The sequence below is a fragment of the Cellulomonas chitinilytica genome, from assembly GCF_016862675.1.
GTDB classification, from domain to species: domain Bacteria; phylum Actinomycetota; class Actinomycetes; order Actinomycetales; family Cellulomonadaceae; genus Cellulomonas; species Cellulomonas chitinilytica.
Genome location: NZ_BONK01000013.1, coordinates 63,702 through 89,882 on the forward strand (window position 1 = coordinate 63,702; position 26,181 = coordinate 89,882).

General features: G+C 73.6%; 27 protein-coding genes. 19 read left to right on the top strand and 8 right to left on the bottom strand.

Annotation, left to right across the window (positions count from 1 at the left end; translation table 11 throughout):
* Nucleotides 1–85: 85 nt before the first annotated feature.
* Entirely contained in the window at nt 86–739 is a 654-nt protein-coding gene (locus Cch01nite_RS17535; RefSeq protein ID WP_203757784.1) for a response regulator transcription factor, read from the top strand.
* Nucleotides 736–2,088, top strand: a complete 1,353-nt coding sequence (locus Cch01nite_RS17540; protein ID WP_203757785.1) for a sensor histidine kinase — start codon at nt 736–738, stop codon at nt 2,086–2,088. Before Cch01nite_RS17535 ends, Cch01nite_RS17540 begins: the two co-directional genes overlap by 4 nt.
* A gap of 6 nt (nt 2,089–2,094) precedes the next feature.
* On the opposite strand, the gene Cch01nite_RS17545 is transcribed toward Cch01nite_RS17540, so the two are convergent.
* From Cch01nite_RS17545 to Cch01nite_RS17555, 3 genes are all read right to left on the bottom strand, one after another.
* A complete protein-coding gene (locus tag Cch01nite_RS17545) occupies nt 2,095–2,904 on the bottom strand; it encodes a pentapeptide repeat-containing protein (RefSeq protein ID WP_239070895.1) in 810 nt (269 codons plus the stop codon).
* A 9-nt stretch (nt 2,905–2,913) separates the two neighbouring features.
* Entirely contained in the window at nt 2,914–3,141 is a 228-nt protein-coding gene (locus tag Cch01nite_RS17550) for a hypothetical protein (protein WP_203757786.1), read from the bottom strand.
* A 106-nt stretch (nt 3,142–3,247) separates the two neighbouring features.
* Nucleotides 3,248–4,189 (bottom strand): DNA-3-methyladenine glycosylase family protein, encoded by a 942-nt coding sequence (locus tag Cch01nite_RS17555; protein WP_239070897.1) that lies wholly within the window; start codon nt 4,187–4,189, stop codon nt 3,248–3,250.
* A 61-nt stretch (nt 4,190–4,250) separates the two neighbouring features.
* Here Cch01nite_RS17555 and Cch01nite_RS17560 point away from each other — a divergent pair, with 61 nt between their 5' ends.
* A complete protein-coding gene (locus tag Cch01nite_RS17560) occupies nt 4,251–5,144 on the top strand; it encodes a DUF72 domain-containing protein (RefSeq protein ID WP_239070903.1) in 894 nt (297 codons plus the stop codon).
* A 3-nt stretch (nt 5,145–5,147) separates the two neighbouring features.
* On the opposite strand, the gene Cch01nite_RS17565 is transcribed toward Cch01nite_RS17560, so the two are convergent.
* Nucleotides 5,148–5,519, bottom strand: coding sequence for an RNA-binding S4 domain-containing protein (locus Cch01nite_RS17565; protein WP_203757788.1), 372 nt, complete (start codon nt 5,517–5,519; stop codon nt 5,148–5,150).
* Between the two features lie 135 nt (nt 5,520–5,654).
* Here Cch01nite_RS17565 and Cch01nite_RS17570 point away from each other — a divergent pair, with 135 nt between their 5' ends.
* Together Cch01nite_RS17570 and Cch01nite_RS17575 are read left to right on the top strand one after the other, a co-directional pair.
* Nucleotides 5,655–6,791, top strand: a complete 1,137-nt coding sequence (locus Cch01nite_RS17570) for a GDSL-type esterase/lipase family protein (RefSeq protein ID WP_203757789.1) — start codon at nt 5,655–5,657, stop codon at nt 6,789–6,791.
* Nucleotides 6,792–6,820: 29 nt separating this feature from the next.
* Nucleotides 6,821–8,056: an amidohydrolase gene (locus Cch01nite_RS17575; protein WP_203757790.1), complete on the top strand. Its 1,236-nt coding sequence runs from the start codon at nt 6,821–6,823 to the stop codon at nt 8,054–8,056.
* A gap of 62 nt (nt 8,057–8,118) precedes the next feature.
* Here the strand turns inward: Cch01nite_RS17575 and Cch01nite_RS17580 are convergent, their stop codons facing one another.
* The gene (locus Cch01nite_RS17580) at nt 8,119–9,441 is read right to left on the bottom strand and encodes a pectate lyase (protein WP_203757791.1); all 1,323 of its coding nucleotides are present in this window, start codon (nt 9,439–9,441) and stop codon (nt 8,119–8,121) included.
* 208 nt (nt 9,442–9,649) lie between these two features.
* Nucleotides 9,650–11,332, bottom strand: coding sequence for a glucose-6-phosphate isomerase (pgi, locus tag Cch01nite_RS17585; RefSeq protein WP_203757792.1), 1,683 nt, complete (start codon nt 11,330–11,332; stop codon nt 9,650–9,652).
* A gap of 133 nt (nt 11,333–11,465) precedes the next feature.
* Between pgi and Cch01nite_RS17590 the strand changes: the two genes are divergently transcribed.
* Nucleotides 11,466–11,789 carry a hypothetical protein gene (locus Cch01nite_RS17590; RefSeq protein WP_203757793.1) on the top strand — a complete coding sequence of 108 codons (324 nt, stop codon included), beginning with the start codon at nt 11,466–11,468 and terminating at the stop codon, nt 11,787–11,789.
* A 4-nt stretch (nt 11,790–11,793) separates the two neighbouring features.
* Here Cch01nite_RS17590 and Cch01nite_RS17595 read toward each other — a convergent pair whose 3' ends face one another.
* The gene (locus tag Cch01nite_RS17595) at nt 11,794–12,855 is read right to left on the bottom strand and encodes an LLM class flavin-dependent oxidoreductase (protein WP_203757794.1); all 1,062 of its coding nucleotides are present in this window, start codon (nt 12,853–12,855) and stop codon (nt 11,794–11,796) included.
* Between the two features lie 169 nt (nt 12,856–13,024).
* Here Cch01nite_RS17595 and Cch01nite_RS17600 point away from each other — a divergent pair, with 169 nt between their 5' ends.
* The 9 genes from Cch01nite_RS17600 (at nt 13,025) to Cch01nite_RS17640 (ending at nt 22,030) form a co-directional block, all read left to right on the top strand.
* Complete coding sequence (locus Cch01nite_RS17600) at nt 13,025–14,203, top strand: ROK family transcriptional regulator (RefSeq protein WP_203757795.1); 1,179 nt, start codon at nt 13,025–13,027, stop codon at nt 14,201–14,203.
* Nucleotides 14,204–14,288: 85 nt separating this feature from the next.
* Nucleotides 14,289–15,614 carry an extracellular solute-binding protein gene (locus Cch01nite_RS17605; protein WP_203757796.1) on the top strand — a complete coding sequence of 442 codons (1,326 nt, stop codon included), beginning with the start codon at nt 14,289–14,291 and terminating at the stop codon, nt 15,612–15,614.
* A 103-nt stretch (nt 15,615–15,717) separates the two neighbouring features.
* Nucleotides 15,718–16,656, top strand: a complete 939-nt coding sequence (locus Cch01nite_RS17610; protein WP_203757797.1) for a carbohydrate ABC transporter permease — start codon at nt 15,718–15,720, stop codon at nt 16,654–16,656.
* The gene (locus Cch01nite_RS17615; RefSeq protein WP_239070906.1) at nt 16,653–17,576 is read left to right on the top strand and encodes a carbohydrate ABC transporter permease; all 924 of its coding nucleotides are present in this window, start codon (nt 16,653–16,655) and stop codon (nt 17,574–17,576) included. The genes Cch01nite_RS17610 and Cch01nite_RS17615 overlap by 4 nt, the downstream gene beginning before the upstream one ends.
* Before the next feature lies 1 nt (nt 17,577).
* Nucleotides 17,578–18,516, top strand: a complete 939-nt coding sequence (locus Cch01nite_RS17620) for an ROK family protein (protein WP_239070908.1) — start codon at nt 17,578–17,580, stop codon at nt 18,514–18,516.
* A gap of 28 nt (nt 18,517–18,544) precedes the next feature.
* Nucleotides 18,545–19,327 carry a glucosamine-6-phosphate deaminase gene (gene nagB, locus Cch01nite_RS17625; RefSeq protein ID WP_203757798.1) on the top strand — a complete coding sequence of 261 codons (783 nt, stop codon included), beginning with the start codon at nt 18,545–18,547 and terminating at the stop codon, nt 19,325–19,327.
* 71 nt (nt 19,328–19,398) lie between these two features.
* Nucleotides 19,399–19,794 (top strand): DUF3039 domain-containing protein, encoded by a 396-nt coding sequence (locus Cch01nite_RS17630; RefSeq protein WP_203757799.1) that lies wholly within the window; start codon nt 19,399–19,401, stop codon nt 19,792–19,794.
* Nucleotides 19,791–21,617: a DEAD/DEAH box helicase gene (locus tag Cch01nite_RS17635; RefSeq protein WP_203757800.1), complete on the top strand. Its 1,827-nt coding sequence runs from the start codon at nt 19,791–19,793 to the stop codon at nt 21,615–21,617. Before Cch01nite_RS17630 ends, Cch01nite_RS17635 begins: the two co-directional genes overlap by 4 nt.
* A gap of 257 nt (nt 21,618–21,874) precedes the next feature.
* On the top strand, nt 21,875–22,030 hold the full coding sequence (locus tag Cch01nite_RS17640; protein WP_203757801.1) for a hypothetical protein: 156 nt from the start codon (nt 21,875–21,877) through the stop codon (nt 22,028–22,030).
* A gap of 80 nt (nt 22,031–22,110) precedes the next feature.
* Here Cch01nite_RS17640 and Cch01nite_RS17645 read toward each other — a convergent pair whose 3' ends face one another.
* Nucleotides 22,111–23,460: a nicotinate phosphoribosyltransferase gene (locus tag Cch01nite_RS17645; protein WP_203757802.1), complete on the bottom strand. Its 1,350-nt coding sequence runs from the start codon at nt 23,458–23,460 to the stop codon at nt 22,111–22,113.
* 99 nt (nt 23,461–23,559) lie between these two features.
* Between Cch01nite_RS17645 and clpS the strand changes: the two genes are divergently transcribed.
* The 4 genes from clpS to Cch01nite_RS17665 are packed head-to-tail and all read left to right on the top strand — an operon-like array spanning nt 23,560 to nt 26,165.
* Nucleotides 23,560–23,853, top strand: a complete 294-nt coding sequence (gene clpS / locus Cch01nite_RS17650; protein WP_203757803.1) for an ATP-dependent Clp protease adapter ClpS — start codon at nt 23,560–23,562, stop codon at nt 23,851–23,853.
* A complete protein-coding gene (locus Cch01nite_RS17655) occupies nt 23,823–24,554 on the top strand; it encodes a DUF2017 family protein (protein WP_239070911.1) in 732 nt (243 codons plus the stop codon). The genes clpS and Cch01nite_RS17655 overlap by 31 nt, the downstream gene beginning before the upstream one ends.
* 10 nt (nt 24,555–24,564) lie before the next feature.
* On the top strand, nt 24,565–25,380 hold the full coding sequence (gene murI, locus Cch01nite_RS17660) for a glutamate racemase (RefSeq protein WP_203757804.1): 816 nt from the start codon (nt 24,565–24,567) through the stop codon (nt 25,378–25,380).
* Nucleotides 25,377–26,165 (top strand): MBL fold metallo-hydrolase, encoded by a 789-nt coding sequence (locus Cch01nite_RS17665; RefSeq protein WP_203757805.1) that lies wholly within the window; start codon nt 25,377–25,379, stop codon nt 26,163–26,165. The genes murI and Cch01nite_RS17665 overlap by 4 nt, the downstream gene beginning before the upstream one ends.
* Nucleotides 26,166–26,181: the final 16 nt, after the last annotated feature.

Here is a 26,181-nt window from a genome sequence, read left to right on the forward strand (position 1 = left end):
CTGCGTCGCGGCCCCTGAGGCCACGCTGAGAGGGTGTCCGGGTCGGGGGCACGAGCGGGTGGGATCCGGGTGGGATGCTGCTCACGTGCGGGTTCTGGTGGTGGACGACGAGCGCGGGCTCGTGCGCGCGCTGCACCGCGGGCTGAGCGCCGAGGGGTTCGCCGTCGACGTCGCGTTCGACGGCGAGACCGGCCTCCAGCTCGCGACGGACCACGAGTACGACGCGATCGTCCTGGACATCATGCTCCCGCGGCGCCACGGTTACGACGTCGTGACGGCCCTGCGGGAGCGCGAGGTCTGGACACCGGTGCTCATGCTCAGCGCGAAGGACGGCGAGTACGACGTCGCGGACGGCCTCGACGTCGGTGCGGACGACTACCTGACGAAGCCGTTCTCGTTCGTGGTGCTCGTCGCCCGGCTGCGGGCCCTCGTGCGCCGCCCGTCGCAGGCCCGGCCCGCGGTGCTCGAGGTCGGGGACGTGCAGCTCGACCCGTCCGCCCGGACCGTCACGCAGGCGGGCAGGCCGGTCGCGCTCACCGTCCGTGAGCTGGCGCTGCTGGAGTACCTCATGCGGCACGCCGACCGGGTCGTCGGGAAGGTCGAGCTGCGCGACCACGTGTGGGAGGGCACCGGCGAGGACGTCAACGTCGTCGAGGTGTACGTCGGGTACCTGCGGCGCAAGCTCGGGCGGCAGACCGTGGCGACCGTGCGGGGCGCCGGCTACCGCGTCGCCGGGTGAGCGTGCGCCCGCGCGGGCCCGGCTGGCGGGGCCGGTCGCTGCGGCTGCACCTCACGGTCCTCACGTCGGGGCTGCTGTGCGCCGCGCTCGTCGCGGGTGCGGTGGCGCTGACGACGGTGCTCTCGACGAGCCGGGTCGCCGCGCTGCACGACGTGGTCACGGCCCGGACGGCCACGGTGGCGGAGCTCGCGGCGGGCGACCGGCTGCCGTCGACGCTGCCCGTGCAGGAGCCCGGCGAGATCGCCCAGCTGCTCGACGCGGACGGCCACGTGCTCGCGACGTCGCCGAACGCGAGCGCGACGCTGCCGCTGCTCGACGCGGGCCCCCTCGCCGACCTGCGGCCGGCGGGCGACGGGGTGGCGGTCACCACGGCGGCGACCGGGTACGACCAGGAGGCCCTCGTCGCCGCCCGGGCCACCACGTTCCGGGGCGAGCCCGCGACGGTGGTCGCGAGCGTGCCCCTCGGCGAGGTCCGCGGGCTGGTCCGCGCGCTGCGGCTGTCGCTCGTGGTGGTGGTGCCCGTGCTGACGCTGCTGCTCGCCTGGACGATCTGGGTGGTGCTCGGCAGGGCGTTGCGTCCCGTCGACCAGATGCGCCGGGCCGCCGCCGAGGTCGCCCGCAGCGGCGGGCCCGGCTCGCTGCCGGTGCCGCACGCCGACGACGAGATCGCCGCCCTGGCCCGCACCCTCAACGAGATGCTCGACCGGCTGGAGACGTCGGCCGCCCGGCAGCGCACGTTCGTCGCCGACGCCGCCCACGAGCTGCGCTCGCCGCTGGCCGCCCTGCGCACCTCGGTCGACGTCGCCCGCGCCCACCCGGAGTCGTACGGGACGGGTGAGCTAGCCGCCGACCTGGAGCGCGAGGTCCTGCGGATGCAGGCCCTCGTCGACGACCTGCTGCTGCTCGCCCGGGTCGGGTCCGCCCCGACCGTGCGCACGGACGTCGACCTGGGCTCGCTGGCCCGCGACGTCGCCGCGATGCCGCGCACCGGCGCGCCGGTGACGGTGGTCGGGTCGGGTGCGGGGCTCGGCCAGGCCGCGTCGCTCGGCCGGGTCGTCCGCAACCTCGTCGACAACGCCGCCCGGCACGCGGCGACGCGCGTGCTGGTGACGGTCGCCGACGGTGCGGTGGTGGTCGAGGACGACGGCCGGGGCATCGCCGAGGCGGACCGGGAGCGGGTGTTCGAACGGTTCGTGCGGCTCGACGACGCCCGCGAGCGTGAGGCGGGCGGGAGCGGGCTCGGGCTCGCGATCGCGCGGGAGGTCGCGCGGGAGCAGGCCGGCGACGTGCTGCTCGGGGTGTCGGAGCTGGGCGGTCTGCGGGCCGAGCTCGTCGTGCCGCGCCGGTGAGGGCCGTCAGGCCCAGTGGGCGGGGCGGGTCACCCGCGTGGGCAGCAGGGTCGTCGCGTCACCGCGTGCGGCCGCGGCCTGCGGCTGGGTCAGGTACAGCGACCCGGTGAGGTCGGCGCCGCTCAGGTCGGCCCCGCGCAGGTCCGTCCCGAGCAGGTCCGCGTCCCGCAGGTCCGCGCGCCGCAGGTCGGCGCCGAGCAGCAGCGCGCCCCGCAGGTCCGCTGCGCGCAGGTCGGCGCCGGCCAGCCGGGCGCCGACGAGGTCCGCGCGGCGGCGGTCCGGGCCGGCGAAGGGTGCTCGCACGAGCCGGCTCGCGGCGGCCAGCAGCGCGCCCACCCGTTCCCGGTGCGGGCCGACGTCCAGGCCGGTGAGCTCGTCGGCCGGGAGGTCGGCGAGGTCGCGCACGTCGTCGACGGCGCGGCCCAGGTCGTCGTGCAGGGGGCGGGTCGCGTCGCGCTCCTGCGCGTCCGTGAGGTACCAGAGCAGCTCGTGCAGCTGGCGGGCCACCGCGAACGCCGCGAACATCTGCCCGGCGACCTCCGGGCCGTCCCGCCACGACCGGCCCTCGAACGTGCCCTGGGTGACGTGCTGGCCCGCGCCGAAGCAGTCGAACACCGTGCACCCCGGGAAGCCGCGCTCGCGCAGGTGCGCGTGGATGCCGCAGCCGTCGTCATGCCGCAGGTGCCGGCACGGGACGCCGCCGGGCTTGTCGAACGCGAAGTCGGTGGACGCCGCGAACGGCAGCGCCACGCAGCACAGGGCGACGCAGCGGGAGCAGTCCGCCCGCAGGTCGCGCAGGCTCAGCGGGGCCGGCACCGGGTCCGGCTACTCGCCTTCGATCGCGGGCAGGATCGTGGTGGGGATCATGAACGCGAGGGTGATGCTCGCGATCGCCCCGAGGAACGTCCACGACACGGTTTCGTCGCCGCTGAACGACAGGCCGAACAGCACGAACCCGCCGATCAGGAACACGAACGCGAAGAACGTCCCGACCACCCGGCCCGCCGACTCGCTGCTCTGCTCGTCGCGAGGCTCGATCACGGGGTACGTCATGGCGGGGGCTCCTTCGTCGTCGAGGGACCGGCGGTCCTGACGTCGAGTTTCCCCCGCGGCGAGGTGCGCCCGCCACCCGCGTCCACGGTGTGTCGGCGCGGGTGCGTCACACCAGCGGCCGGGCGCGCGGGGCGCGGGGCCCGAACCGGGGCGCACGGGACGCCTGCGTGATCTCGAGCAGCCGGATCACGCGCTGCCGGTGGCCGCGCCACGGCTCCAGCAGCCCGAGCATCCCGGCGTCGTCCGTCCGTCGTCCGGTCAGCGCCCACCCGACGAGGTGCGCGAGGTGGAAGTCGCCGACCGACACCGCGTCGGCGTCGCCGAGCGCGCGCGACGCGACCTCCGCGACGGTCCACGGGCCGACGCCCCGCACGGTCAGCAGCCGCCGTCGCGCCTCGTCGAGCGGCAGGTCGGCGCCTGCTTGCAGGCCGCGCGCGACGGTCGCCGCCCGGCGCACGGTCCCGGACCGTGCCTCCTCGACGCCCGCGCGCCGCCACTCCCACACCGGCAGGTCACGCCACACGGGCGCCGACGGAGCCACCCGCATCCCGGACGGGGCGGGACCGGGGGCCGGCGTGCCGTGCCGGAGCACGAGCCGCCGCCACGACGCCCGGGCGTCCAGCCCGACGACGCGCTGCTCGAGGATCGCGGGCACGAGCGCCTCGAGCACCTGGCCGGACCGCGGGATCCGCAGGCCCGGCAGCCGTCGGTGCGCCTCGCGGACGAGCGGGTGCAGGTCCGCCCGGAAGCCCGTGGGGTCGTCGCCCGCTCCGAGCAGCGCCGGGACGCCGTCGACCGCCCGCTCGGCCCCCGGACCCCACGCGGTCGCGTGCACGCCGTCCCGCCGGACGTGCAGGTGGAGGGTCGCCGGACCGGCCGCGTTCGACGTCGCCCACCAGAGTGCACCGTCGGGCGTCGACGCCCAGGTCGGGTCGCCCGCGCCGCGCCGCAGCGGCGACAGGGTCAGCCGGACGTCGACGGGCGCCCGCGGCCGGTAGACGGTGCGCAGCACGCGCTCGTCGTCCGGCGGGGCGACGAGGGGGAGCACGCCACCAGTCTGCGCCCGCGCCGGGATGCCACAGACCCGCCCGACGGGCACACTGCGCCACGTGACGATCCGGGTCGGCATCGCGGGCTGGCGGTACCCGCCGTGGCGCGGCGTGTTCTACCCGAAGGGCGTGCCGCAGAAGGACGAGCTCGCGTTCGCGTCCCGCCGGATGACGTCGATCGAGGTCAACGGGTCGTTCTACTCGTTGCAGCGGCCCGAGAGCTACCAGGCGTGGGCCGCGCAGACTCCCGACGGGTTCGTCTTCTCCGTGAAGGGGCCGCGGTTCGTCACGCACATGAAGAAGCTGGCCGACGTCCGGATGCCGGTCGTGAACTTCCTCGCGAACGGGATGCTGGCGCTCGGCCCGAAGCTCGGCCCGGTGCTGTGGCAGCTCCCGCCGAACCTCGGGTTCGACGCGGACCGGCTGGCCCGGTTCTTCGACCTGCTGCCCCGGACGACGACCGCCGCGGCGGCCCTCGCGGCGGAGCACGACGACCGGGTCGAGGACCGGGCGTGGACCACGACGGACGCGGACCGTCCGCTGCGGCACGTGATCGAGGTCCGGCACGCGAGCTTCGAGCGCCCGGAGTTCGTCGAGCTGCTGCGGGCGCACGACGTCGGCCTGGTCGTCGCCGACACGGCGGGTCGCTGGCCGGTGCTGGAGGACGTCACCTCGGACGTCGTCTACGTGCGGCTGCACGGCGACACCGAGCTCTACACGAGCGGGTACGACGACGCCGCGCTCGACCGGTGGGCGGCCAGGATCCGGGCGTGGGCGGACGGCGGCGAGCCGGCCGACGCCCGCCGGCTGGCCCCGCCTGCGCCGGCGACGGCGGGCCGGGACGTGTTCGTCTACTTCGACAACGACCTGAAGGTGCGCGCACCGGTGGACGCGATGGCGCTCGAGGCGCGGCTCGGGATCCTGCCGGCCGAGGCGGTCACGCCGGTCTCGTGAGCGTCAGTGCCCGCGGAGCTTCTCGATGAGCCGGCGGTCGCGCTTCGTGGGGCGGCCCGCGCCGCGGTCCCGCTGCCCGGCGACGACGACCTGCTCGCGGGGCACGACGGCGGGGGAGCGGTCGAGGTAGCACGCCACGGCGACGTCCGCGCCGACCCGCTTCACGATCGTCCGCTGCACGATCACGATCCGCTCGCGCGCGCCGCCACGGACGTGCACCTCGTCGCCGGGCACCACCTGGGTGGCTGGCTTCGCGCGGTCGCCGTTGACGCGCACGTGGCCCGCCCGGCACGCCGCACCGGCCGCCGACCGGGTCGGGAACAGCCGTACGGCCCACGTCCACGCGTCGACCCGGGCCCGCACCACCTCCGCCATGGCTCGACCTTCTCACGCCGTCGAAACGCTTCACCGCCGTGCCCGTCGCGAGCCCGCCCGCCACGCTCGGCGGTGGCGGGCCGCCGCCCGCCGCCGGGCGACGACGCCCGCCCCCACGCGCCCCGGAGGGACCCCATGACGACCCGACCGACGACCGGCCTCACGCGTCGACTCGCAGGCGTGCTCGCCGCGCTCGCGCTCCTCGTCGGCGGGGCGCTCGCGCTCGCGGGCCCCACGTCCGCGGCGGACCCGGTCCGCATCATGGCCCTCGGCGACTCGATCACCGGCTCGCCGGGCTGCTGGCGGGCGCTGCTGTGGCAGAAGCTCCAGCAGACGGGCTACACGAACATCGACATGGTCGGCACGCTGCCCGCGCAGGGGTGCGGCTTCACCTACGACGGCGACAACGAGGGCCACGGCGGCTACCTCGTCACGAACGTCGCCGCGCAGAACCAGCTCGTCGGCTGGCTGTCGTCGGCCCACCCCGACGTCGTCGTCATGCACTTCGGCACGAACGACGTGTGGAGCAACATCTCGACCCAGCAGATCCTCGCCGCGTACACGACGCTCGTGAACCAGATGCGGGCGAGCAACCCCCGGATGAAGATCCTCGTCGCGCAGATCATCCCCGTCGCGCCGTCCTCGTGCGCCGAGTGCCCCGGGCGCACGACGGCGCTCAACGCGGCGATCCCGGGGTGGGCGGCCGGGCTGACGACCTCGGCGTCGCCCGTCACGGTCGTCGACCAGTGGACCGGCTGGGTCCCGTCGACGGACACGGGCGACGGCGTGCACCCGAACGACGCCGGCATCGTGAAGATGGCCGACCGCTGGTACCCCGCCCTCAAGGCGGCGCTCGACGGCACGACCCCGACGACGACGCCGACCCCCACGCCGACCCCCACGTCGACCCCCACCGTCACCCCGACCCCGACGCCCACCCCGAGCCCGACGTACACGATGCCCACGCCCCCGCCGGGCACCCCCGGCTGCATCGCCACGTACACGCTCGCCAGCACGTGGCCGGGCGGGTTCGTCGCGAGCCTCCGGGTCACCGCCGTGAACGGCCCGATCACCGGCTGGTGGGTCAACTTCTCCCTGCCGGACGGCAAGGTCGCGAACGCGTGGAGCGCGCAGCAGACGATGACGGGCGACCCGCTGCAGTTCGCGAACGCGCCCTGGAACGGCACGCTCGCCGTCGGACAGCACACGGACTTCGGGTTCCAGGGCACCGGCTCCGGCCAGGTGGCGGCCCTGTATTGCACCCCGCGCTGACCCGGGGCGGGCCCGCCTACGGTGGGTCCATGCCTGATGCCAGCACGCCCCACGTCGTCGCGATCACCGGCGGCCACGTCGTCCCTGTCTCCTCCGCACCGATCGACGGCGGCACGGTCGTCGTCACCGACGGACGGATCACCGCCGTCGGCGCCGACGTCGCCGTGCCGTCCGGCGCGCACGTGATCGACGCGACCGGGCGGTGGGTGCTGCCCGGGTTCGTCGAGGCGCACGGCCACGTCGGGATCCACGAGGAGTCGCAGGGCTGGGCCGGCGACGACACGAACGAGATGACCACGCCGAACACCGCCGGGGTGCGGGCGGTCGACGCCGTGAACATCGAGGACGAGGGCTTCCGGGACGCGCTCGCGGGCGGCATCACGTCCGTCGTGGTCAAGCCGGGGTCGGGCAACCCGATCGGCGGGCAGTCGGTCGCGATGAAGACGTGGGGAGGCCGCACGGTCGACGAGCAGGTCATCTCGGCGTCGGTGAGCGTGAAGTCGGCGCTGGGGGAGAACCCGAAGCGGGTCTACGGCGACCGCAAGCAGCTCCCGTCCACGCGCCTCGGCACCGCGTTCGTCATCCGCGACGCGTTCGGCCGCGCCCGGCACTACGCGGCCGGCCGCGCGGCGGCGGTAGCCGAGGGCAAGCCGTTCGCCCCGGACCTGCACCTCGAGGCCCTCGTCCGGGTGCTCGACGGCGAGCTCGTCTGGGACCAGCACACGCACCGGCACGACGACATCGCGACCGCGCTGCGGCTCGCCGACGAGTTCGGCTACCGGCTCGTCGTCAACCACGGCACCGAGGCGCACAAGATCGCGGACGTGCTCGCCGAGCGGGACGTGCCGGTGATCTTCGGGCCGCTGTTCACGAGCCGGTCCAAGGTCGAGCTGCGCGACCGCGCGATCGCGAACCTCGCGACGCTCGCGGCGGCCGGCGTCCGCGTGGCGATCACCACCGACCACCCGGTCGTGCCGATCCACTTCCTGGTGCACCAGGCCACGCTCGCGGTCCGTGACGGCCTGCCGCGGCAGACCGCCCTGGAGGCGCTCACGACGAACCCGGCGTCCTTCTTCGACCTCGACGGGCGCATCGGTGCCCTCGAGCCGGGCCGTGACGGTGACGTGGTCGTGTGGTCGGGCGACCCGCTGGACATCGACTCGCGCGCGGAGCACGTCCTCATCGAGGGCCGCACGGTCTACACGTGGGACGCCGACGAGCGCCGAGGCCGGGTCGTCGAGCGCGCGGAGCGTTTCGCGTCCTGAGCGCGGCGACGGCGCCGTCCCGAGGAGTCCCCAGGACGGCGCCGTCGGTCAGCGGCGAGGTGTCACCTGTAGGCGATCGCCGACGGGTCGTACTGGCAGGCGCTGCTCGGGCCGCTGCCGATCTTCGACGGCTCGCCGGACGTCACGCCCTTGTACTGGTCGCAGATCGAGATCTTCTTCGACGAGTCGCCGACGATCGTGAGGCCGGACAGCTTCGCCTTGTCGCCGAGGTTCGGGTTGATCCCGACGAGGGCCTTGCCCGGCGCGGTGACCTGGACGTTCTCGACGACGACCGAGCGGGCGTACTGCGTCTTGCAGTTGCCGCACGAGCGGTAGAGCTTGCCGAAGTCCGACACCTGGAAGTTCCTGATGACGAACGTGCCGGGGCCGTTGTGCTGGAACACCTTGTCCGACGCCGACCTCGCGCCGCCGCCGTCGACGGTCATGACCTGCGACGACGAGCTGCCCTTGAGGGTGGCGGCGTCCTCCTCGACGTCCTCCCACCACACGTTCTGCAGCGTGCAGGTGCCGGTGCAGTGGACGCCGTCGCCCGCGCCGCTGCCGAGGATGACGTTCTTCAGGACGGCGCCGTCCGAGAGCAGGAACATCGGCGGCTGGGACTCGCTCTGACCGTCGGAGGACAGGCCGTAGTAGCGGACGAGGCCGCCGTCGAACGTGCCGCTGACGGAGATCGTGCTGGACACCTTCTTCTCACCCTTGGCGGACGGCCAGGACGGGAACGTGCCGGGGTTCGACGTCGGGCTGCTCGTCGGGCTGCTCGTCGGGGTCGGCGAGCTGGTCGGCTTCGGGGTGGTCGTCGCGGTGGACGTCGGTGTCCCGCCGCTGCCGACCTTCACGAGCTGCCACTGCTGGTGGTACGACTTCGCGTCGGTGCCCTGGACGATCGCCGCGCCGCTGGACTTCGACGCGTCGGCGACCTCGGCGACCTTGGACGACTTGCGGTTGACGAGCCGCACGTAGTCGCTCTGGTCGACGAGCGAGAACTGCTGGTTCGTCGCGCTCGCGTCGGTCTGCTGGACGATCGCGGCGCCGTCGCTCGTGCTGCCGCCGCTGACGGACACGACCTTGCCCGAGCCGCGGTTCTGCAGCTCGTACCAGCCGCTGCCCGCGGAGACGAACCGGAACTGCTGCGACGTGGCGTCGGTCCGGGTGGTCTGGACGAGGGCGGCGCCGTCGGACGTCGAGCCGCCCTTCACGTCGAGCGCGAGCCCGCTCTTGCGGCTGACGAGCACGTACCAGGCTGACCCGTCGGGCGTGGTGGCGGAGGCGGACGGTGCGACCGCGACCGCGACCGTGGCGCCGAGGACGGCGGCGACGGCGAGGGCGACGGTCTGTCGTAGGTGGGTGGTGCGACGCGATGTCATGAGGCCTCCGTGGGTTGGTAAGCGTTTGCCATGACACCGAACCACGGGTCGACCCTCTCTGGGTCGGATATGAGAGGTTTCACACGATCTCGACCGGTCCAGACTTTCCCGGCCGCTGCGGTGACTGCGTCGACCGCCGTGACGAGCCGGGACGCACGAAGGGCGCCGCCCGCCGAACGGCAGGACGACGCCCCTCGTCGCGGCTGCGTCAGTGACGCAGCTCGAGGTACTTCGCGATGAGCGCCTTCGTCGACGGGTCCTGCGCGTCGAGCGCGGCGGCGTCGCCCTCGACCGCCGGGGCGATCTCGGTCGCGAGCTTCTTGCCGAGCTCCACGCCCCACTGGTCGAACGAGTCGATGCCCCACACGACGCCCTGCACGAACGTGATGTGCTCGTACAGCGCGATGAGCTGACCCAGAACCGACGGCGTGAGCGACGGCGCGAGGATCGACGTCGTCGGGCGGTTCCCGGAGAACACCCGCGCCGGCACGATCTCCTCCGCGGTGCCCTCGGCCCGCACCTCGTCGGCCGTCTTGCCGAACGCGAGCGCCTTGGTCTGCGCGAAGTAGTTCGCGAGGAACAGCGAGTGGACGTCGGTCCCGCCGTCCTTCAGCGGGTGCGCCGGGTTCGCGACCGCGATGAAGTCGGCAGGGATGAGCCGGGTGCCCTGGTGGATGAGCTGGTAGAACGCGTGCTGGCCGTTCGTGCCGGGCTCGCCCCAGAACACCTCGCCCGTCTGCGTCGTGACGGGTGTGCCGTCCCAGCGCACCGACTTGCCGTTCGACTCCATCGTCAGCTGCTGCAGGTACGCCGCGAACCGGTGCAGGTACTGCGCGTACGGCAGCACGGCGTGCGTGTGCGCGCCGAGGAAGTTGACGTACCAGACGTTGAGCAGCCCCATCAGCACCGGGACGTTGCGGTCGAACGGCGTGGTCGCGACGTGCTCGTCGACCGCGTGGAAGCCCGCGAGGAAGTCGCGGAAGCCGTCCGGCCCGATCGCGATCGCCAGCGACGTGCCGATCGCGGAGTCCACCGAGTAGCGGCCGCCGACCCAGTCCCAGAACCCGAACGCGTTGGCCGGGTCGATGCCGAACGCGGCGACCTTGTCGAGGGCCGTCGAGACGGCGACGAAGTGCTTCGCGACGGCGTCCGTGCGGGCCGCGTCGTCGTCCGCGAGGTGCCCCGCCGCGGCGAGCTGCTCCCACAGCCAGGCCCGGGCGAGCCGCGCGTTCGTCAGCGTCTCGAGGGTGCCGAACGTCTTCGACGCGACGATGAAGAGCGTCGTCGTCGGGTCCAGGTCCTTGACCTTCTCGGCCAGGTCGGTCGGGTCGATGTTCGACACGAACCGCAGCTCCAGGCCGGCCTGCACGTACGGCTTGAGCGCCTCGTACGCCATCACCGGGCCGAGGTCGGACCCGCCGATGCCGATGTTGACGACCGTGCGCACCCGCTCACCCGTGACGCCCGTCCACTCGCCGGACCGCACCGTGTCGGCGAACGCGTACACCTTCGCGAGCACCTCGTGCACGTCGTGGTCCACGTCCTGGCCGTCCACCACGAGCGGCGGCTGCGCGCCGGCCGGCCGACGCAGGGCCGTGTGCAGGACCGCACGGTCCTCCGTCACGTTGATGTGGTCGCCGCGGAGCTGGGCCTGCACCCGGTCGGCGAGCCCGACCTCGTCGGCCAGGCGGACCAGCAGCGCGAGCGTCTCGTCCGTCACCAGGTTCTTCGAGAGGTCGACGTGCAGGTCGGCCAGCGGGAACGACAGGCGCTCGGCCCGTCCGGCGTCCGCGGCGAACCAGCCGCGCAGGTCCGCGTGCAGCGTCGACTCGTGCGTGCTGAGGTCCTGCCAGGCGCTCGTGCTGGTCGCGTCGACGGGTGGCGTGGGCATGAGGACTCCCTCTGTGACGGGTGGGCGGCCCGCGGCTGCGCGCGAGTGGGTGGCCGCGTCCAACCTAGTGCGCCGCACGAGGGGGTCGCACGGGACGTCCGGACCTGGGCGGCGGTGTGCCTAGGGTGTGGGCGTGCCTCGTCTCCCCACCGCCGTGATCGCCGCCCTCACCCTCGTCGTCGGGTTCGCCGTCGCCCAGTCGACCGGCGTGCGCGCGCTCGGCGGGATCGTCCTGCTCGCGGGCGTCGCGTGGTGCGCGGTCCGCGCGTGGCGCCCCGCCGGCCCGGCCCGGACGGTCGCGGTCGTCGTCATCGGGGCGCTGTGCTTCGTCGCGTCGCACCTGCTCGCGCCGCACCTGGGCGCGTGGCCGTCGGTGGTCCTCGTCGCGGCGGTGCTCGGGATCTCGACGTGGGTCCTCGTCGACCGCCGCACGAGCGGGCTGCTCGCGCAGTCCTGAGCCTTCAGGCCGAGGCCCTCCCGAGCGCCTCCCGCACGAGCGGCGCGACCTGCGTGCCGAGCAGCTCGATCGCGTGCAGCGACTCGCGCTGCGGCACCCCGGACAGGTCCATCTGGAACGCCTGCCGGTCGTGCCGGAGCACCCCGTGCAGCTCGACGATCCGCTCGGCGACCTCCTCGGGCTGCCCGACGAAGTAGGCGCCGCCGCGGGCGGCCTGCGACTCGAACGCGATCCGGTTCGGCTGGGAGAACCCGCGCTCGGCCGCGATGCGGGCCATCGACTCGCGCCAGTAGGGGTAGAAGAACTCGCGGGCGGCGCGGCCGTCGTCGGCGAGGAACCCCATGCCGGCCACGGACACGAACGGCCCGTCGGGCCGCGGGTTCACGGCGTGCGAGAACGAGAGCCGGTACGTCTCCACGAGGGAGGCGAACGACGCGGGCCGGCCGCCGATGATCGCGTAGCTGACGGGCAGCCCGAGGGCCCCGGCGCGGACCGAGGACCGGGGGCTGCCGCCGGTCGCGACCGCGATCCGCAGGCGCGAACCGAGGCCGGGCTTGTCGGACGGCCGGGGGAGGACGAGGGCGTCCTCGAGCGGGGGGCGGAACCGGCCCGACCAGGTGACGCGCTCGGCCTCGTCGAGGGCGAGCAGCAGGCCGATCTTCTCGTCGTAGAGCTCGTCGTAGTCGTCGAGGGACGCCCCGAACAGGGGGTAGGACTCGATGAACGAGCCGCGTCCGGCGAGCAGCTCGACACGGCCGCCGGAGTAGAGGTCCATGGTCGCGAACTGCTGGTAGACGCGGACGGGGTCCTCGGTGGACAGCACGGTGACGGCCGACCCGACGGTGATGCGGGACGTCTGCGCGAGCCCGGCGGCGATGACGGTCGACGGCGAGGAGATCGCGTAGTCGGGGCGGTGGTGCTCGCCGATCCCGACGTAGTCCAGGCCGACCTCCTCGGCGAGGCGGATCCGTTCGAGGACGTCCCGGAGGCGCTGGGCGGGGGAGGTGGGTGCGCCCGTGACCGGATCGGGGTGAATGTCGCCGAACGTGTAGAGACCCAGTTCCATGTCCACGCAACGTACGGGCGTTCGTCGGCGTTCCGGTGAACGCGCTGGTCGCCGCGCCGCGGCCGCCCGATTCGTCCCATGAGTCGATCGTGTGAACGCACGGTCACGATGTGATCACGGTCACCGCAGAGAGTTGACTTCGATTAATAAGGAAGTTCTACTAACAAACATGAGAGCGACGACGGCGCCGCCCGCGGGAACCGGGCGAGGAGTCGGCCGGGCACTGCGGCCGACGGGCAAGGTGCTCCCCGAGCACGCCCGGGCCCACAACCGCTCGCTCGTCCTCGGCCACCTCTTCCACGCGACCGCCGCCTCCCGCGCCGACATCGCCCGCAGCACCGGCCTCACCCGCGTCACCGTCTCGGGCCTCGTCGCCGAGCTCATCGCCGAGGGCCTCGTCGAGGAGCAGGGGCTGCGCATCGAGGGCAAGGTCGGCAAGCCGGCCACGCTCGTCGCGATGCGCACCGAGGCGTTCCAGATCGTCGCCGTCGACCTCACGAGCGACACGCGCATCCTCGGCGGCGTCCTGTCGATCGTCGGCGACGTCGTCGTCCGCCGCGAGGTCCCGCTCGACGGGCAGACGGGGGAGCGGGCCGTCGACCTGCTCGAGGCGCTCTGCCGCGACCTGCTCACCGCCGCCGACCGGCCGGTGCTCGGCATCGGCATCGCGTCGCCGGGTGTCATCGACCCCGACGGCGTCGTCGTCCAGGCCCCCAACCGCGGCTGGTACGGCGTGCCGCTCGCGGCTCTCCTCACGGACCGCCTCGACGTGCCCGTGCACGTCGGCAACGACGCCAACACCCGCGCGCTCGGTGAGTTCACGTACGGCCAGGCAGCCGGCGGCGGCACGATCGTCGTCACCGTCGGCGAGGGCGTCGGTGCCGGGCTCGTCGTCGACGGCGCCCTGGTCCGGGGCCGGCACCACGCCGCCGGCGAGATCGGGCACGTCACGGTCGTCGACGACGACTCGCGCGACGAGATGCCGCACGAGTGCGCCTGCGGGCGCGTGGGCTGCCTCGAGACGGTGCTCAGCGTGCCGGCCCTGCGCCGCCGCACCCAGGGGCTCGCCCCTCACGACTCCGACGCCGCACTGGCGTCGGTCGGACGACTGCTCGGGATCGCACTCGCGCCCGTCGTCTCCGCGCTCGACCTCGCCGAGGTCCTGCTCTCTGGGCCCCCGGAGCTGCTGGACGGTCCTCTGCGGGAATCGGCGCTCACCACCCTCCGCGCACGCACCATGCCAGTCATCGGGCAGGGACTGGACATGCGGATGGGTTCCTTGGACGAGGACGGGGCTCTCGCCGGTGCGGCGGTCCTCGTCCTGTCAGGTCAGCTCGGGGTCACGTGACGACCCCGAGCCGACCGACTGCAGTCGGAATCACCACCCGGCGTCGCCGTCCGGCGAACGCCTCGCTCACGGGAGGAACCCCAACGTGAAGATCCTACGTTTCGCCGCCGTCGGCGTGGCGGCAGCACTGGCGCTGACCGCTTGCTCTTCTGGCGACGACACCTCCGACCAGCCCAGCGACAACGGCACCCCTGAGGCCGCCACGATCAAGCTGTGGCTCAACGGCACGGACACGCCCCAGGCGCTCCGTGACTACCTGACGACGACCTTCGAGAAGGAGAACCCGGGCTCGAAGCTCGTCATCGAGGAGCAGGACTGGAGCGGCCTCGTCCCGCGCCTCCAGACGGCCCTCGCGTCCGAGGACCAGACGCCCGACGTCGTCGAGATCGGCAACACGCAGTCGCCGACCTTCACGTACGCCGGCGCGTTCGCCGACATCACGGGCATGTACGACGAGCTGGGCGGCGACAAGCTGCTCCCCGGCTTCGTCGAGGCCGGCAAGGCCGACGGCAAGCTCTACTCGGTGCCCTACTACTCGGGTGCCCGCGCCGTGTTCTACAACAAGGACGCGTTCGCGGCCGCCGGCGTCGAGGTCCCGACCACGCTCGCCGACTTCACGACCGTCGCGCAGAAGCTCCAGACGGACGCGGTGTCCGGCTTCTGGTTCCCCGGCCAGGACTGGTACAACGGCGCCGCCTGGATCTACACGAACGGCGGCGACCTCGCCACGTACGAGGGCGGCACGTGGAAGGGCGGCCTGTCGAGCGAGAAGTCGCTCAAGGGCCTCGAGGAGGTGCAGACGCTGTTCAAGACGGCCACGCACGCCCCGGCGGACTCCGACTCCAACGAGCCGTGGGTGCCCTTCAACGCCGGCCAGGCCGCCATGTTCTCGGCGCCGACCTGGGCGCGCTGGAGCATCGACCTGCCCCAGTGCAACAAGGGCGTCGCGGCGGACGACAAGTCCGACGCCGCAAAGGCGCTGCTCGGCGAGCAGCAGGCCTGCAACGAGGAGCACACCGGGATCTTCCCGCTCCCCGGCCTGACCGCCGACAAGGTCGCCACGGGCTTCGCCGGTGGCTCGAACATCGCGGTCGCCGCGAAGTCGAAGCACCCGGAGCTGGCCAAGAACCTCCTGCGGATCATCTTCTCGGGCGAGTTCCAGAACCAGCTCGGCGAGAACGGCCTGATCCCGGGCAACTCGTCGTACGCCACCTCGATGGGTGACGACGTCTACGCCAAGGCGGCCGTCGCGGCGGCGCTCAACGCCAAGCTCACGCCGGCGGCCGAGAACTGGGCCACCGTCGAGGGCGACCGCATCCTCGAGGACTTCTTCCAGAAGGTGGCCTCGGGCGCCGACGTGAAGCAGGCCGCGGCCGACGCGGACAAGCTCATCGAAGACGCGCTCAACTGATCACCGGCGGGCCGGTGACCACCGGCCCGCCACCTGATCCGGGTGCCGGTCGGGCTGCCCATCACGGCAGCCCGACCGGCACCACCAGACAGGAGCCCCTCGAATGGCAGTCACGACCCTCGAGGTGCCGGGCGACGGCACCACGACGACCCTCCGCCGCCGGCGGCCCAAGCTGGGCGTCTACGGCCTGCTGGTCCCCGCCAGCATCCTCATGGCGGTGGCCCTCGGCTACCCGCTCGTCCGGCAGTTCGTCATCTCCTTCCAGGAGTACGGGCTGCGTCAGCAGTTCGGCCAGCCCGCTGAGTGGGTCGGCCTCCAGAACTACGTCGACCTCCTGACGGACCCCTACGTGTGGACCGTCATCGCCCGCTCCATCGCGTTCTGCCTCGTCAACGCCGCCGTCACGATGGTGATCGGCATCGCGTTCGCCGTGCTCATGAACCGCGTCGGCAAGGCCGCCCGCATGACGCTGCAGGTGTCGCTGCTCCTCGCGTGGGGCACCCCCGTGCTCGCGTCGATGACGGTGTGGCAGTGGCTGTTCGACTCGCAGTACGGCGCCATCAACTGGGTGCTCAGCAACGTCCTCGGCCTCGAGGGCATGGCCCACCACTCGTGGATCATCCAGCCGCTGTCGTTCTACTTCGTCGCGACCGTCATCGTCGTGTGGATGTCCGTGCCGTTCGTCGCGTTCTCCGTCTACGCGGGCCTGCTGCAGGTCCCCGAGGAGACGATGGAGGCCGCCCAGCTCGACGGCGCGTCCGCGCGTCAGCGGTTCTGGAACATCACGATGCCGATGGTCCGGCCGGTCCTGTCCGTCGTCCTGCTCCTGCAGGTCATCTGGGACCTCAAGGTCTTCACGCAGATCTACGTGCTCCAGCGGGCGGGCGCGCCGACGCGCGACACCAACCTGCTCGGCACCCTCATCTACTCCTACGCCAAGGAGTTCTCCACGGCGGGGGCCCTGGCCACGATCATGCTGGTCATCACCCTCGCGCTGACCGGGTTCTACATCCGGCAGATGCTCAAGGAGGACGAGCTGTGAGCACGCTCGCCACGCCCGCCCAGCCCGCCATGACGGACGCGGCCGACCAGCCCGTCCGCCCGACGAAGGCCCGCCACGGCGACGGCCCCGCGGCCTCGTCGGCCGGGCGCCGCGCCTGGGGCGTCGTCGCCGTGGTCATCGCCGTCGTCTGGGTGTTCCCCATCTACTGGATGATCAACAGCGCGTTCCTGCCGCTGAACAAGCTGCAGGCGCCGGACCCGACGTTCCTGCCGTTCGGCGGGACGATGGCGAACTTCCGCCAGGTGCTCGACGACCCCACGTTCTGGGCCGCGATGCGCATCTCGCTGTCCGTCGTGGTGCTCGTCCTGGTCGCCGCGCTGATCTTCGCGTTCCTCGCGGCGCTCGCCGTCAGCCGGTTCCGGTTCCGCGGCCGCAAGGCGTTCATCCTCACGATCCTCGTCGTGCAGATGATCCCCGCGGAGGGCCTGTTCATCTCGCAGTTCCAGATGCTCGACGGCTGGCACCTGGTGAACAAGGTCGCCGGGCTCGCGCTCGTGTACATCGCCGCGATCCTGCCGTTCACGATCTGGATGCTGCGCGGCTTCGTGCAGGGCGTGCCGATCGAGCTCGAAGAGGCCGGCATGGTCGACGGCCTGTCGCGCACCGGTGCGTTCTTCCGCATCACGTTCCCGCTGCTCGCACCGGGCCTCGTGGCCGCGGGCGTGTACGGGTTCCTGCAGGCCTGGAACGAGTACACCCTCGCGCTCGTCGTCATGACCGACCCGTCCCAGCGCACCCTGCCGCTGTGGCTGCAGGGGCTCGTCGAGGCCAACCGGGCCACCGACTGGGGTGTCGTCATGGCCGGTGCGGCGCTCATCGCGATCCCGGTCATCGTCTTCTTCCTGTTCGTCCAGAACAAGATGACGTCGGGCCTCGTCGCCGGAGCGGTGAAGGGCTGACGTGGCACAGGACCAGAGGCTGACGATCGGGCTCGACGTCGGCGGCACCAAGGTGCTGGGAGTCGTCGTCGACGCCCAGGGGTACGTCCGTCACGAGATCCTCGCGGCGACCGTCCCGGGCGCGGACGGCGTCGTCGCCGGTGCGGTCGCGGCGGTCCAGACCCTCGCGACCCGGGCGGGCGTGGCCGTCGACGACCTCGCCGGGGTCGGGATCGGCCTGCCGGGCGTGGTGCGCGCCGCGGACGGCACCGTCGAGCACGCGGTGAACCTCGGCATCGAGGGGAGGGTCCCGCTCGCGACCATGCTCGCCGAGGCGCTCGGCGGGACGGTCCCCGTGCGGGTGGAGAACGACCTCAACGTGGCCGTCGTCGGCTCCGCGCACGCGCTGGGCCCGCAGGCGCAGGACATCGGGTTCCTCGCGCTCGGCACGGGCGTCGCCGCGGGGCTGCTGCTCGACGGGCGGCTGCGCCGCGGCGCGTGGGGTGCGGCGGGGGAGATCGGCCACCTGACGCTCGTCCCGGGCGGGCTGCCGTGCAAGTGCGGCCAGCTCGGCTGCCTCGAGCAGTACGCGTCGGGCTCCGCGCTCGACGCGGCATGGCCGAGCCGGCAGGGGCTGCCCTCGCCGGCCGAGGTCTTCGCCGCGGCCGAGGCCGGGGACCCGGACGCGGTCGCGCTGCGTGACCAGTTCGCGTGGGCGGTCGCGTCCGCGGTGCGCATCCTCGTCCTGACGTGCGACGTGCGGCACGTGGTGATCGGCGGGGGCGTGAGCTCGCTCGGGGAGCCGCTGCTGCGCGCGGTGCGCGGCGAGCTGGACCGGGAGGCCCAGGCGTCGCCGTTCCTGCGTACGGTGCGGTTGTCCGAGCGCGTCACGCTGACACCGGTCGGTGTCCCTGTGGGGGCGCTGGGCGCTGCGATCGTCGGACGAGGAGCCCAGCCGTGACGGTCTGGAGCCGGGAGGGAAGTGCCTGATGGAGGTCGTCATCGCCCCCGCCGAGCGGCTCGCGCGGATCGCGGCCGACGCGGTCGAGCGGCTGCTGCGGGACCGTCCGGACGCCGTGCTCGGACTCGCGACGGGGTCCAGCCCCCTCGCCGTGTACGACGAGCTGGCGCGGCGGCACACCGAGGGTGGCCTGTCGTTCGCGCGGTCGCGCGCGTTCATGCTCGACGAGTACGTCGGCCTGCCGGCGGACCACCCCGAGCGGTACCGGAACGTCATCGAGAAGGAGATCGCCTCGCGCGTCGACTTCGCGCCCGGTGCCGTCCAGGGGCCTGACGGCCTCGCGTCGGACGTGGTCGGCGCGTGCGCGGCGTACGAGCAGGCCATCGTCGACGCGGGCGGTGTCGACCTGCAGATCCTCGGCATCGGGACCGACGGCCACGTCGCGTTCAACGAGCCGGGGTCGTCGCTCGCGTCGCGGACGCGCATCAAGACGCTCACGCGGCAGACCCGGGAGGACAACGCGCGGTTCTTCGGCGGCGACCTGGCCCAGGTGCCGACGCACTGCCTGACGCAGGGGCTCGCGACGATCATGTCCGCGCGCCACCTGGTGCTGCTCGCGACCGGCCGGGGCAAGGCCGAGGCGGTCCACCAGCTCGCGGAGGGTCCGGTGAGCGCGATGTGGCCGGCGACGATCCTGCAGCACCACCCGCACGTCACGGTGCTCGTCGACGACGCCGCGGCGAGCAGGCTGCAGCTCGCCGACTACTACCGCGAGACGTTCGCCGCGAAGCCCGCGTGGCAGGGGCTGTAGGGCTCGTCGTGGCGGTCCGCACACCGGCGCGGCCCCGGGTCGCGTCGGACCTCCGACGTACACTCGTCGCCATGAGTGAGCCCTTCCCGCCGAGCACCGGACCCGACGACCCGTCCGGCCCGGACCAGGGCACCTCGACGAGCGTCCTGGAGCGCCAGGAGACCCACGAGCAGGTCGAGCCGGGCGACCACGAGCGCTTCGCGCACTACGTGCGCAAGGAGAAGATCATGGAGTCGGCGCTGAGCGGCCGGCCCGTCGTCGCGCTCTGCGGGAAGGTGTGGGTGCCGGGTCGCGACCCGAACAAGTTCCCCGTCTGCCCGGTCTGCAAGGAGATCTACGAGGGCCTGCGTGAGCCGCAGGACGGCGACGGGGCCGGCGGTGAGTCGGGCGGCTCCGGCGGGTCCGGAGGCTCCGGGGGTTCCGGCGGACGTCGCTGGGGCTTCGGCCGCGGCTCGTCGGCCAAGTGACGGCCACCCCGCGCCCGTCCTCCCTCACCTCGAGCCACGCGTCGTCGTCGGCGGCCTCCCACCTGCCGCCGGCGTTCCCGTCGCGTGCGCCGTGGGGGACTGCGGGCAAGCTGCGCGCGTGGCAGGCCGAGGCGCTGGAGATCTACCGGGCGCGTGAGCCCCGCGACTTCCTCGCGGTCGCCACGCCGGGTGCCGGCAAGACGACGTTCGCCCTGCGGATCGCGACCGAGCTGCTCGAGGCCCGGGTGATCCGCCGGGTCACCGTCGTCGCGCCGACCGAGCACCTTAAGCGGCAGTGGGCGGACGCCGCGGCGCGGGTGGGCATCACGCTCGACCCGAACTTCAGCAACGCGCAGGGCCGCCACGGTCACGGGTTCGACGGCGTCGCCGTCACGTACGCGCAGGTCGCGAGCAAGCCGGCGCTGCACGCGGCACGGACCACCGCCGCGCCGACGCTCGTGATCCTGGACGAGGTGCACCACGGCGGTGACGCGCTGTCGTGGGGCGACGCGGTCCGGGAGGCGTTCGAGGACGCCACCCGGCGGCTCTCGCTCACGGGCACGCCGTTCCGCTCGGACACGGCGGCCATCCCGTTCGTCGAGTACGCGGCCGACCGCGAGGGCATCCGTCGCAGCGTCGCCGACTACACGTACGGCTACGGGGACGCGCTGCGCGACCACGTGGTCCGTCCCGTGATCTTCCTGTCGTACTCCGGCTCGATGCGGTGGCGGACCAAGGCGGGCGACGAGGTCAGCGCGCGTCTGGGCGAGCCGTTGACCAAGGACATGACGTCGCAGGCGTGGCGGACGGCGCTCGACCCGAACGGCGAGTGGATTCCGAGCGTCCTGGCGGCGGCGGACCGCCGGCTCACCGAGGTCCGCCGTGCGGTGCCGGACGCGGGCGCCATGATCATCGCGACGGACCAGACGGACGCCCGCGCCTACGCCGGCCACCTCGCGCGCCTCACGGGCGAGTCGCCGACGGTCGTCCTGTCCGACGACGACGGTGCGAGCGACCGGATCGACGCGTTCTCCGCCGGGGACTCCCGATGGCTCGTCGCGGTCCGGATGGTCTCCGAGGGGGTCGACGTGCCGCGCCTCGCGGTCGGTGTGTACGCGACGAGCACCGCGACGCCGCTGTTCTTCGCGCAGGCCGTCGGGCGGTTCGTCCGGGCCCGTCGCCGCGGCGAGACGGCGTCGGTCTTCCTGCCGTCCGTGCCGCAGCTGCTCGCGCTCGCGAACAGCATGGAGCTGGAGCGGGACCACGCGCTCGACCGCCCGAAGACGGCGGAGGAGCAGGGGCTCGACTACAACCCCGAGGATGCGCTGCTCGCGGCGGCGAACTCCGAGCGCAACGGTGCCGACGCCCTCGGGCCCGACGGCAAGCAGGGCGCGTTCGAGGCGCTCGAGGCGCAGGCGTCGTTCGACCGGGTGCTGTTCGACGGCGGCGAGTTCGGCACGGGCGCGGAGGTGGGCTCGGAGGAGGAGCTCGACTTCCTGGGCCTGCCGGGCCTGCTGGACGCGGACCAGGTGTCGGCGCTGCTGCGGCAGCGTCAGGCGGACCAGCAGAGCGGGAAGCGCCGGGCGGCGTCGGCGGCTGCTGCGGCCGACCTGGCGGCGATGGACCACCGCAAGCAGGCGGAGCTGCGCAAGGAGCTCGCGCAGCTGGTCGGTGCGTGGTCGCGCCGGTCGGGTCAGCCGCACGGGTCGGTGCACAACGAGCTGCGCCGGCGGTGCGGTGGTCCGGAGGTGGCGCTGGCCGACCCGGACCAGCTGACCGCGCGCGTGGACATGCTCCGGGGATGGTTCGTCGGCAAGCGCTGAGCGCTTCGTGAGCATTGGCCGATGCATTGACGACCGTCCGCGCACAAGCCCCGTCTCACATGGTGGACGCAGACCTCGGCCGACGTCGTCGCAGGTCAGAGCCTTGGACGCGTGACCACATAACACCGCGGCGGGAACTCGCAACTTCGCCCTCGACGTGCCGACCGCGCCGACCGCTGCAAATCTCGTGGTGTGCCCAACCGGCCCCGGGTCCCCCCGGACGCCGTCTCGGTGACCATGCAGAAAGAGGTCAACCCATGCCCGCCTGGCTCATCCTCATCCTCGTCGGTGTCGTCCTCCTCGTCCTCGGGGTCGCGACGAACATCGGCTCGTTCCTCATCTGGATCGGCGTGATCGTGCTCGTCGTCAGCCTGATCCTCGGGCTGGTGGGACGCGGCCGAAGCCGGGTCTGACCGGGCCGCCGCCGGCGGGGCGGGCACCCCTGGCCCGCCCCGCCGCGCGAGCGGTCCCGTCTCGACGCTGCGGGTCCCCGTCAGTCCCCGAGCCGCAGCGTCACGGTCGGCACCGCGGCCTCGTCGGCCGACAGCCGTCGCGCCCCCCGCGGCAGCTCGTCCCGCGAGGCGCGGTGCCGATCCCGGGCCCGGGCCACCCCCGACGCCCCCGTCCAGCCCCGGTCCACGACCCCGTCCGCGACGAGCGGCACGTGCAGCGCACGCAGCTCGTCCCCGTCGGGCGTCCAGCCCAGGACCCGCTCGTCGGGCCCGGTGACCAGGACCTCCTCGACGGCCCGCCCGTCGCCGCCCCTCCGCCGCGCCGCCGCCTTGCGGCCCCCGACGCTGACCTTCGACCGCGACGCCTTCGCGACCGGTTCGAGCGTCCCGTCGCGGCCCTGCCGCGCGACGAGCTTGTAGACCATCCCGCACGTCGGCGCTCCCGACCCCGTCACGACCGACGTGCCCACCCCGTAGGCGTCCACCGGGGCCGCGGCGAGCGCAGCGATGGCGTACTCGTCCAGGTCCGACGTCACCGTGATCCTCGTCCCGTGGGCGCCGGCCTCGTCGAGCTGGGCGCGCACCTCCTGGGCGAGCACGCCGAGGTCGCCCGAGTCGAGCCGCACCGCCCCGAGCCCGGTCCCCGCGGCCGCGAGAGCGTTCGCCACGCCGCGCCGGACGTCGTAGGTGTCCACCAGCAGGGTCGTGCCCGTGCCGAGCGCGGCGACCTGGGCCGCGAACGCGCTGCTCTCGTCGTCGTGCAGGAGCGTGAACGCGTGCGCGGCCGTCCCGATGGTCGTGAGCCCGTACCTGCGGCCGGCCTCCAGGTTCGACGTGCCCGCGAAGCCCGCGACGACGGCGGCGCGCGCGGCCGCCACGGCCGCCTCCTCGTGGGCGCGGCGCGACCCCATCTCGAGGCACGGCCGGTCGACGGCGGCGCTCGTCATGCGGGACGCGGCGGACGCGACGGCCGAGTCGTAGTTGAGGACCGACAGCACGAGCGTCTCGAGGAGCACCGCCTCCGCGAACGTGCCCTCGACGACGAGCACGGGCGACGACGGGAAGAAGACCTCGCCCTCCGCGTACCCGACCATCGAGCCCGTGAACCGGTAGCCGGCGAGGAAGTCGAGCGTCGCGTCGTCGACGACCCGGGCGTCCGCGAGCCAGTCGAGCTCGGCCGTCGAGAACCGGAACGCGTCGAGCAGCTCCAGCAGCCGCCCGGTGCCGGCCAGCACGCCGTACCGCCGGCCCGGCGGGAGGCGCCGGGTGAACACCTCGAACACGCACCTGCGGTCCGCGGTGCCGTCCCGCAGGGCCGCCTCCACCATCGTGAGCTCGTAGCGGTCCGTGAGGAGCGCGCTGCTCGTGCCCTGCTCCGGGGACGTGGTCATGTCGCCAACGTAGGGGCGGGGCGCGGCGGGTGCACGCACGTGCGCGGGGCCGGGACGCGGGTCGGAGCACGGGTCGCAGACCCACCTACAGTGGTGGTCGTGCCAGTGCAGACCACGCCCGACGAACGGGTCGAGGCCGTCGAGGAGACGTCGCTCGGCGACCCGTGGGTCACGATCGTCTGGAACGACCCCGTGAACCTCATGAGCTACGTGACGTACGTCTTCGAGACCTACTTCGGCCACCCGCACGCGACGGCCGAGAAGCTCATGCGGCAGGTCCACGAGGAGGGCCGCGCGGTGGTGTCGACCGGCGTGCTGGAGTCCATGGAGGTCGACGTGCAGGCGATGCACGGGTTCGGGCTGTGGGCGACCCTGCAGCGCAGCGGCGCCTGATGCACGGGTTCAAGGCCCGGCAGGGCCGGTTCGTGGCGCGCGTCGACGAGGGTGAGCGGGCGGTCGTCGCGTCGGTCGTCGCCGACGTCCTCGAGCTCCTGGGCGCGCCGCGGCCCGACGAGGAGCACGCCGGCGACGACCGTCCTGCCGCCCCGCAGGAGCCGGGCGGGCTGCCCCACCTGCGGACCGACACGCCCGCGCCGCCCGGCGACCCCGCCGTGCGCCGCCTCCTGCCGGACGCCTCCCGGGACGACCCGTCGCTCGCCGCGGAGTTCCGCCGGCTCACGGAGGACGACCTGCGGGCGCAGAAGGTCGACCGGCTCGAGGCGCTGTGGCGGGCGCTCGAGTCACCGGGCGGGGGCCGCCGGCGCGACGAGCTCGTGGTCAGCGCGCAGGACGCCCCGGCCGTCGCCGCCGCCCTCACGGACCTGCGCCTCGTGCTCGCGGAGCGCCTCGGCGTGCACACCGACGCCGAGGCCGACGCCATGTACGCGGTGCTCGGCGAGCCGCCGCCGCCGGCGTCCGCCGCCCGCGGGGACCACGAGACACGCCGGTACCTCGTGTCCGTGTACGGCGCGCTGACGTGGCTCCAGGAGTCGCTCGTCGTCCTCATGCTCGCGGACGCCCGGCAGGCCCGCCGGGCTCACGGGGACGGCCCGCCCGGGACCCAGGGCACGGGTGACGTCGCTGGCAGCGGTTAGGCTCGGCTGCGTGAACGACGCCCCCATCGGCATCTTCGACTCCGGCGTCGGTGGTCTCACCGTGGCGCGTGCGGTCCTGGACCAGCTGCCGCACGAGTCGACCCTCTACATCGGTGACACCCTCAACACCCCGTACGGCAGCAAGCCCCTCGCCGCGGTCCGGGCGCACGCCCTCGAGGTGATGGACGACCTCGTGGACGCCGGGGTGAAGCTGCTCGTCATCGCGTGCAACACGGCGTCGTCGGCGATGCTGCGCGACGCCCGGGAGCGGTACACGCTGCGCCGCGGCATCCCGGTCGTCGAGGTGATCCTGCCCGCCGCCCGACGCGCGGTCGCGGCCACCCGGTCCGGCCGCATCGGCGTCATCGCGACGAAGTCGACCGTGGAGAGCCGGTCCTACGACGACGCGTTCGCCGTCGCGCCAGGCGTCGAGCTCACCACGCAGGCGTGCCCCCGGTTCGTCGAGTACGTCGAGAAGGGCATCACGTCCGGCCCGGACGTGCTGGCGCTCGCGCGGGAGTACCTCGAGCCGGTGCGGGCCGCGGACGTCGACACGCTCGTGCTCGGCTGCACGCACTACCCGCTGCTCACCGGCGCCATCTCCTACGTCATGGGGGAAGAGGTGACCCTCGTGTCGAGCGCCGAGGAGACCGCCAAGGACGTCTACCGCACGCTCGTCGCGCACCACCTGGAACGGGACGTGGCCGCCGGGCCGCCGCAGCACCGGTTCCTGGCCACGGGCGACCCGGACGCGTTCCATGCCCTCGCCCGCCGCTTCCTCGGGCCCGAGGTCGGCGCCGTCGAGCCCGCGGGGTCGCTGCGATGAGGCTCGTCGTGCTGGGCTGCGCGGGGTCGTTCCCCGGTCCGGACTCCGCCGCGTCCGGGTACCTCGTGCAGGCCGACGACGCCGACGGCCGCACCTGGACCGTGCTGCTCGACCTCGGCAACGGTGCGCTCGGACCGCTGCAGAAGTACGGCGACCCGACCGCGCTCGACATGATCGGGCTGTCCCACCTGCACTCCGACCACATCGCCGACATGGTGGTGCTCAACGTGCTGCGGCGGTACCGCCCCGACGGGCCGTGCGACCCGGTGCCCGTCTACGGCCCCGTCGGGACCGCCGACCGGCTCGCGACCATGGCCGGCAAGGACCCTGCGACCGACGTCGGCGGCCAGTTCGCCGTCCGCGAGTGGGACCCGGCCGTGCCGGTCCACGTCGGGCCGATGACCCTCACCCCCGTCCCCGTCGAGCACCCCCTGCCCGCCTTCGGCGTGCGCGTCACCGGCCCGTCCGACACCGACCCGGCCCGGACGGTCGCGCTCGCCTACACCGGCGACACGGACGCCTGCCCGGGTCTCGCCGCGCTCGCCGCCGGCGTCGACCTGCTGCTGAGCGAGGCGGCGTACATCGAGGGACGTGACGACCACTGGCGGGGGATCCACCTCACGGGACGTCGCGCCGGCGAGGCCGCTGCCCGAGGGGGTGCCGGGAGGCTCGTCCTGACGCACATCCCGGCGTGGAACGACCCGGCGGTGGCCGTGGCGGAGGCGCGCAGCGTGTACGACGGCCCGGTCGACCTCGCCGTCCCGGGCGCCGTGCACGCGCTCTGACCGCCCCGGACCGCGA

What these genes read in the sequence shown, in the direction of transcription:
- Cch01nite_RS17640 (WP_203757801.1), top strand. Translation starts at nt 21,875, where the DNA reads ATGCCCGCCTGGCTCATCCTCATCCTCGTCGGTGTCGTCCTCCTCGTC.
- Cch01nite_RS17600 (WP_203757795.1), top strand. Translation starts at nt 13,025, where the DNA reads ATGAGAGCGACGACGGCGCCGCCCGCGGGAACCGGGCGAGGAGTCGGC.
- Cch01nite_RS17645 (WP_203757802.1), bottom strand. Translation starts at nt 23,460, where the DNA reads ATGACCACGTCCCCGGAGCAGGGCACGAGCAGCGCGCTCCTCACGGAC.
- Cch01nite_RS17580 (WP_203757791.1), bottom strand. Translation starts at nt 9,441, where the DNA reads ATGACATCGCGTCGCACCACCCACCTACGACAGACCGTCGCCCTCGCC.
- Cch01nite_RS17565 (WP_203757788.1), bottom strand. Translation starts at nt 5,519, where the DNA reads ATGGCGGAGGTGGTGCGGGCCCGGGTCGACGCGTGGACGTGGGCCGTA.
- Cch01nite_RS17610 (WP_203757797.1), top strand. Translation starts at nt 15,718, where the DNA reads ATGGCAGTCACGACCCTCGAGGTGCCGGGCGACGGCACCACGACGACC.
- Cch01nite_RS17550 (WP_203757786.1), bottom strand. Translation starts at nt 3,141, where the DNA reads ATGACGTACCCCGTGATCGAGCCTCGCGACGAGCAGAGCAGCGAGTCG.
- Cch01nite_RS17665 (WP_203757805.1), top strand. Translation starts at nt 25,377, where the DNA reads ATGAGGCTCGTCGTGCTGGGCTGCGCGGGGTCGTTCCCCGGTCCGGAC.
- Cch01nite_RS17595 (WP_203757794.1), bottom strand. Translation starts at nt 12,855, where the DNA reads ATGGAACTGGGTCTCTACACGTTCGGCGACATTCACCCCGATCCGGTC.
- Cch01nite_RS17575 (WP_203757790.1), top strand. Translation starts at nt 6,821, where the DNA reads ATGCCTGATGCCAGCACGCCCCACGTCGTCGCGATCACCGGCGGCCAC.
- nagB (WP_203757798.1), top strand. Translation starts at nt 18,545, where the DNA reads ATGGAGGTCGTCATCGCCCCCGCCGAGCGGCTCGCGCGGATCGCGGCC.
- pgi (WP_203757792.1), bottom strand. Translation starts at nt 11,332, where the DNA reads ATGCCCACGCCACCCGTCGACGCGACCAGCACGAGCGCCTGGCAGGAC.
- Cch01nite_RS17630 (WP_203757799.1), top strand. Translation starts at nt 19,399, where the DNA reads ATGAGTGAGCCCTTCCCGCCGAGCACCGGACCCGACGACCCGTCCGGC.
- Cch01nite_RS17570 (WP_203757789.1), top strand. Translation starts at nt 5,655, where the DNA reads ATGACGACCCGACCGACGACCGGCCTCACGCGTCGACTCGCAGGCGTG.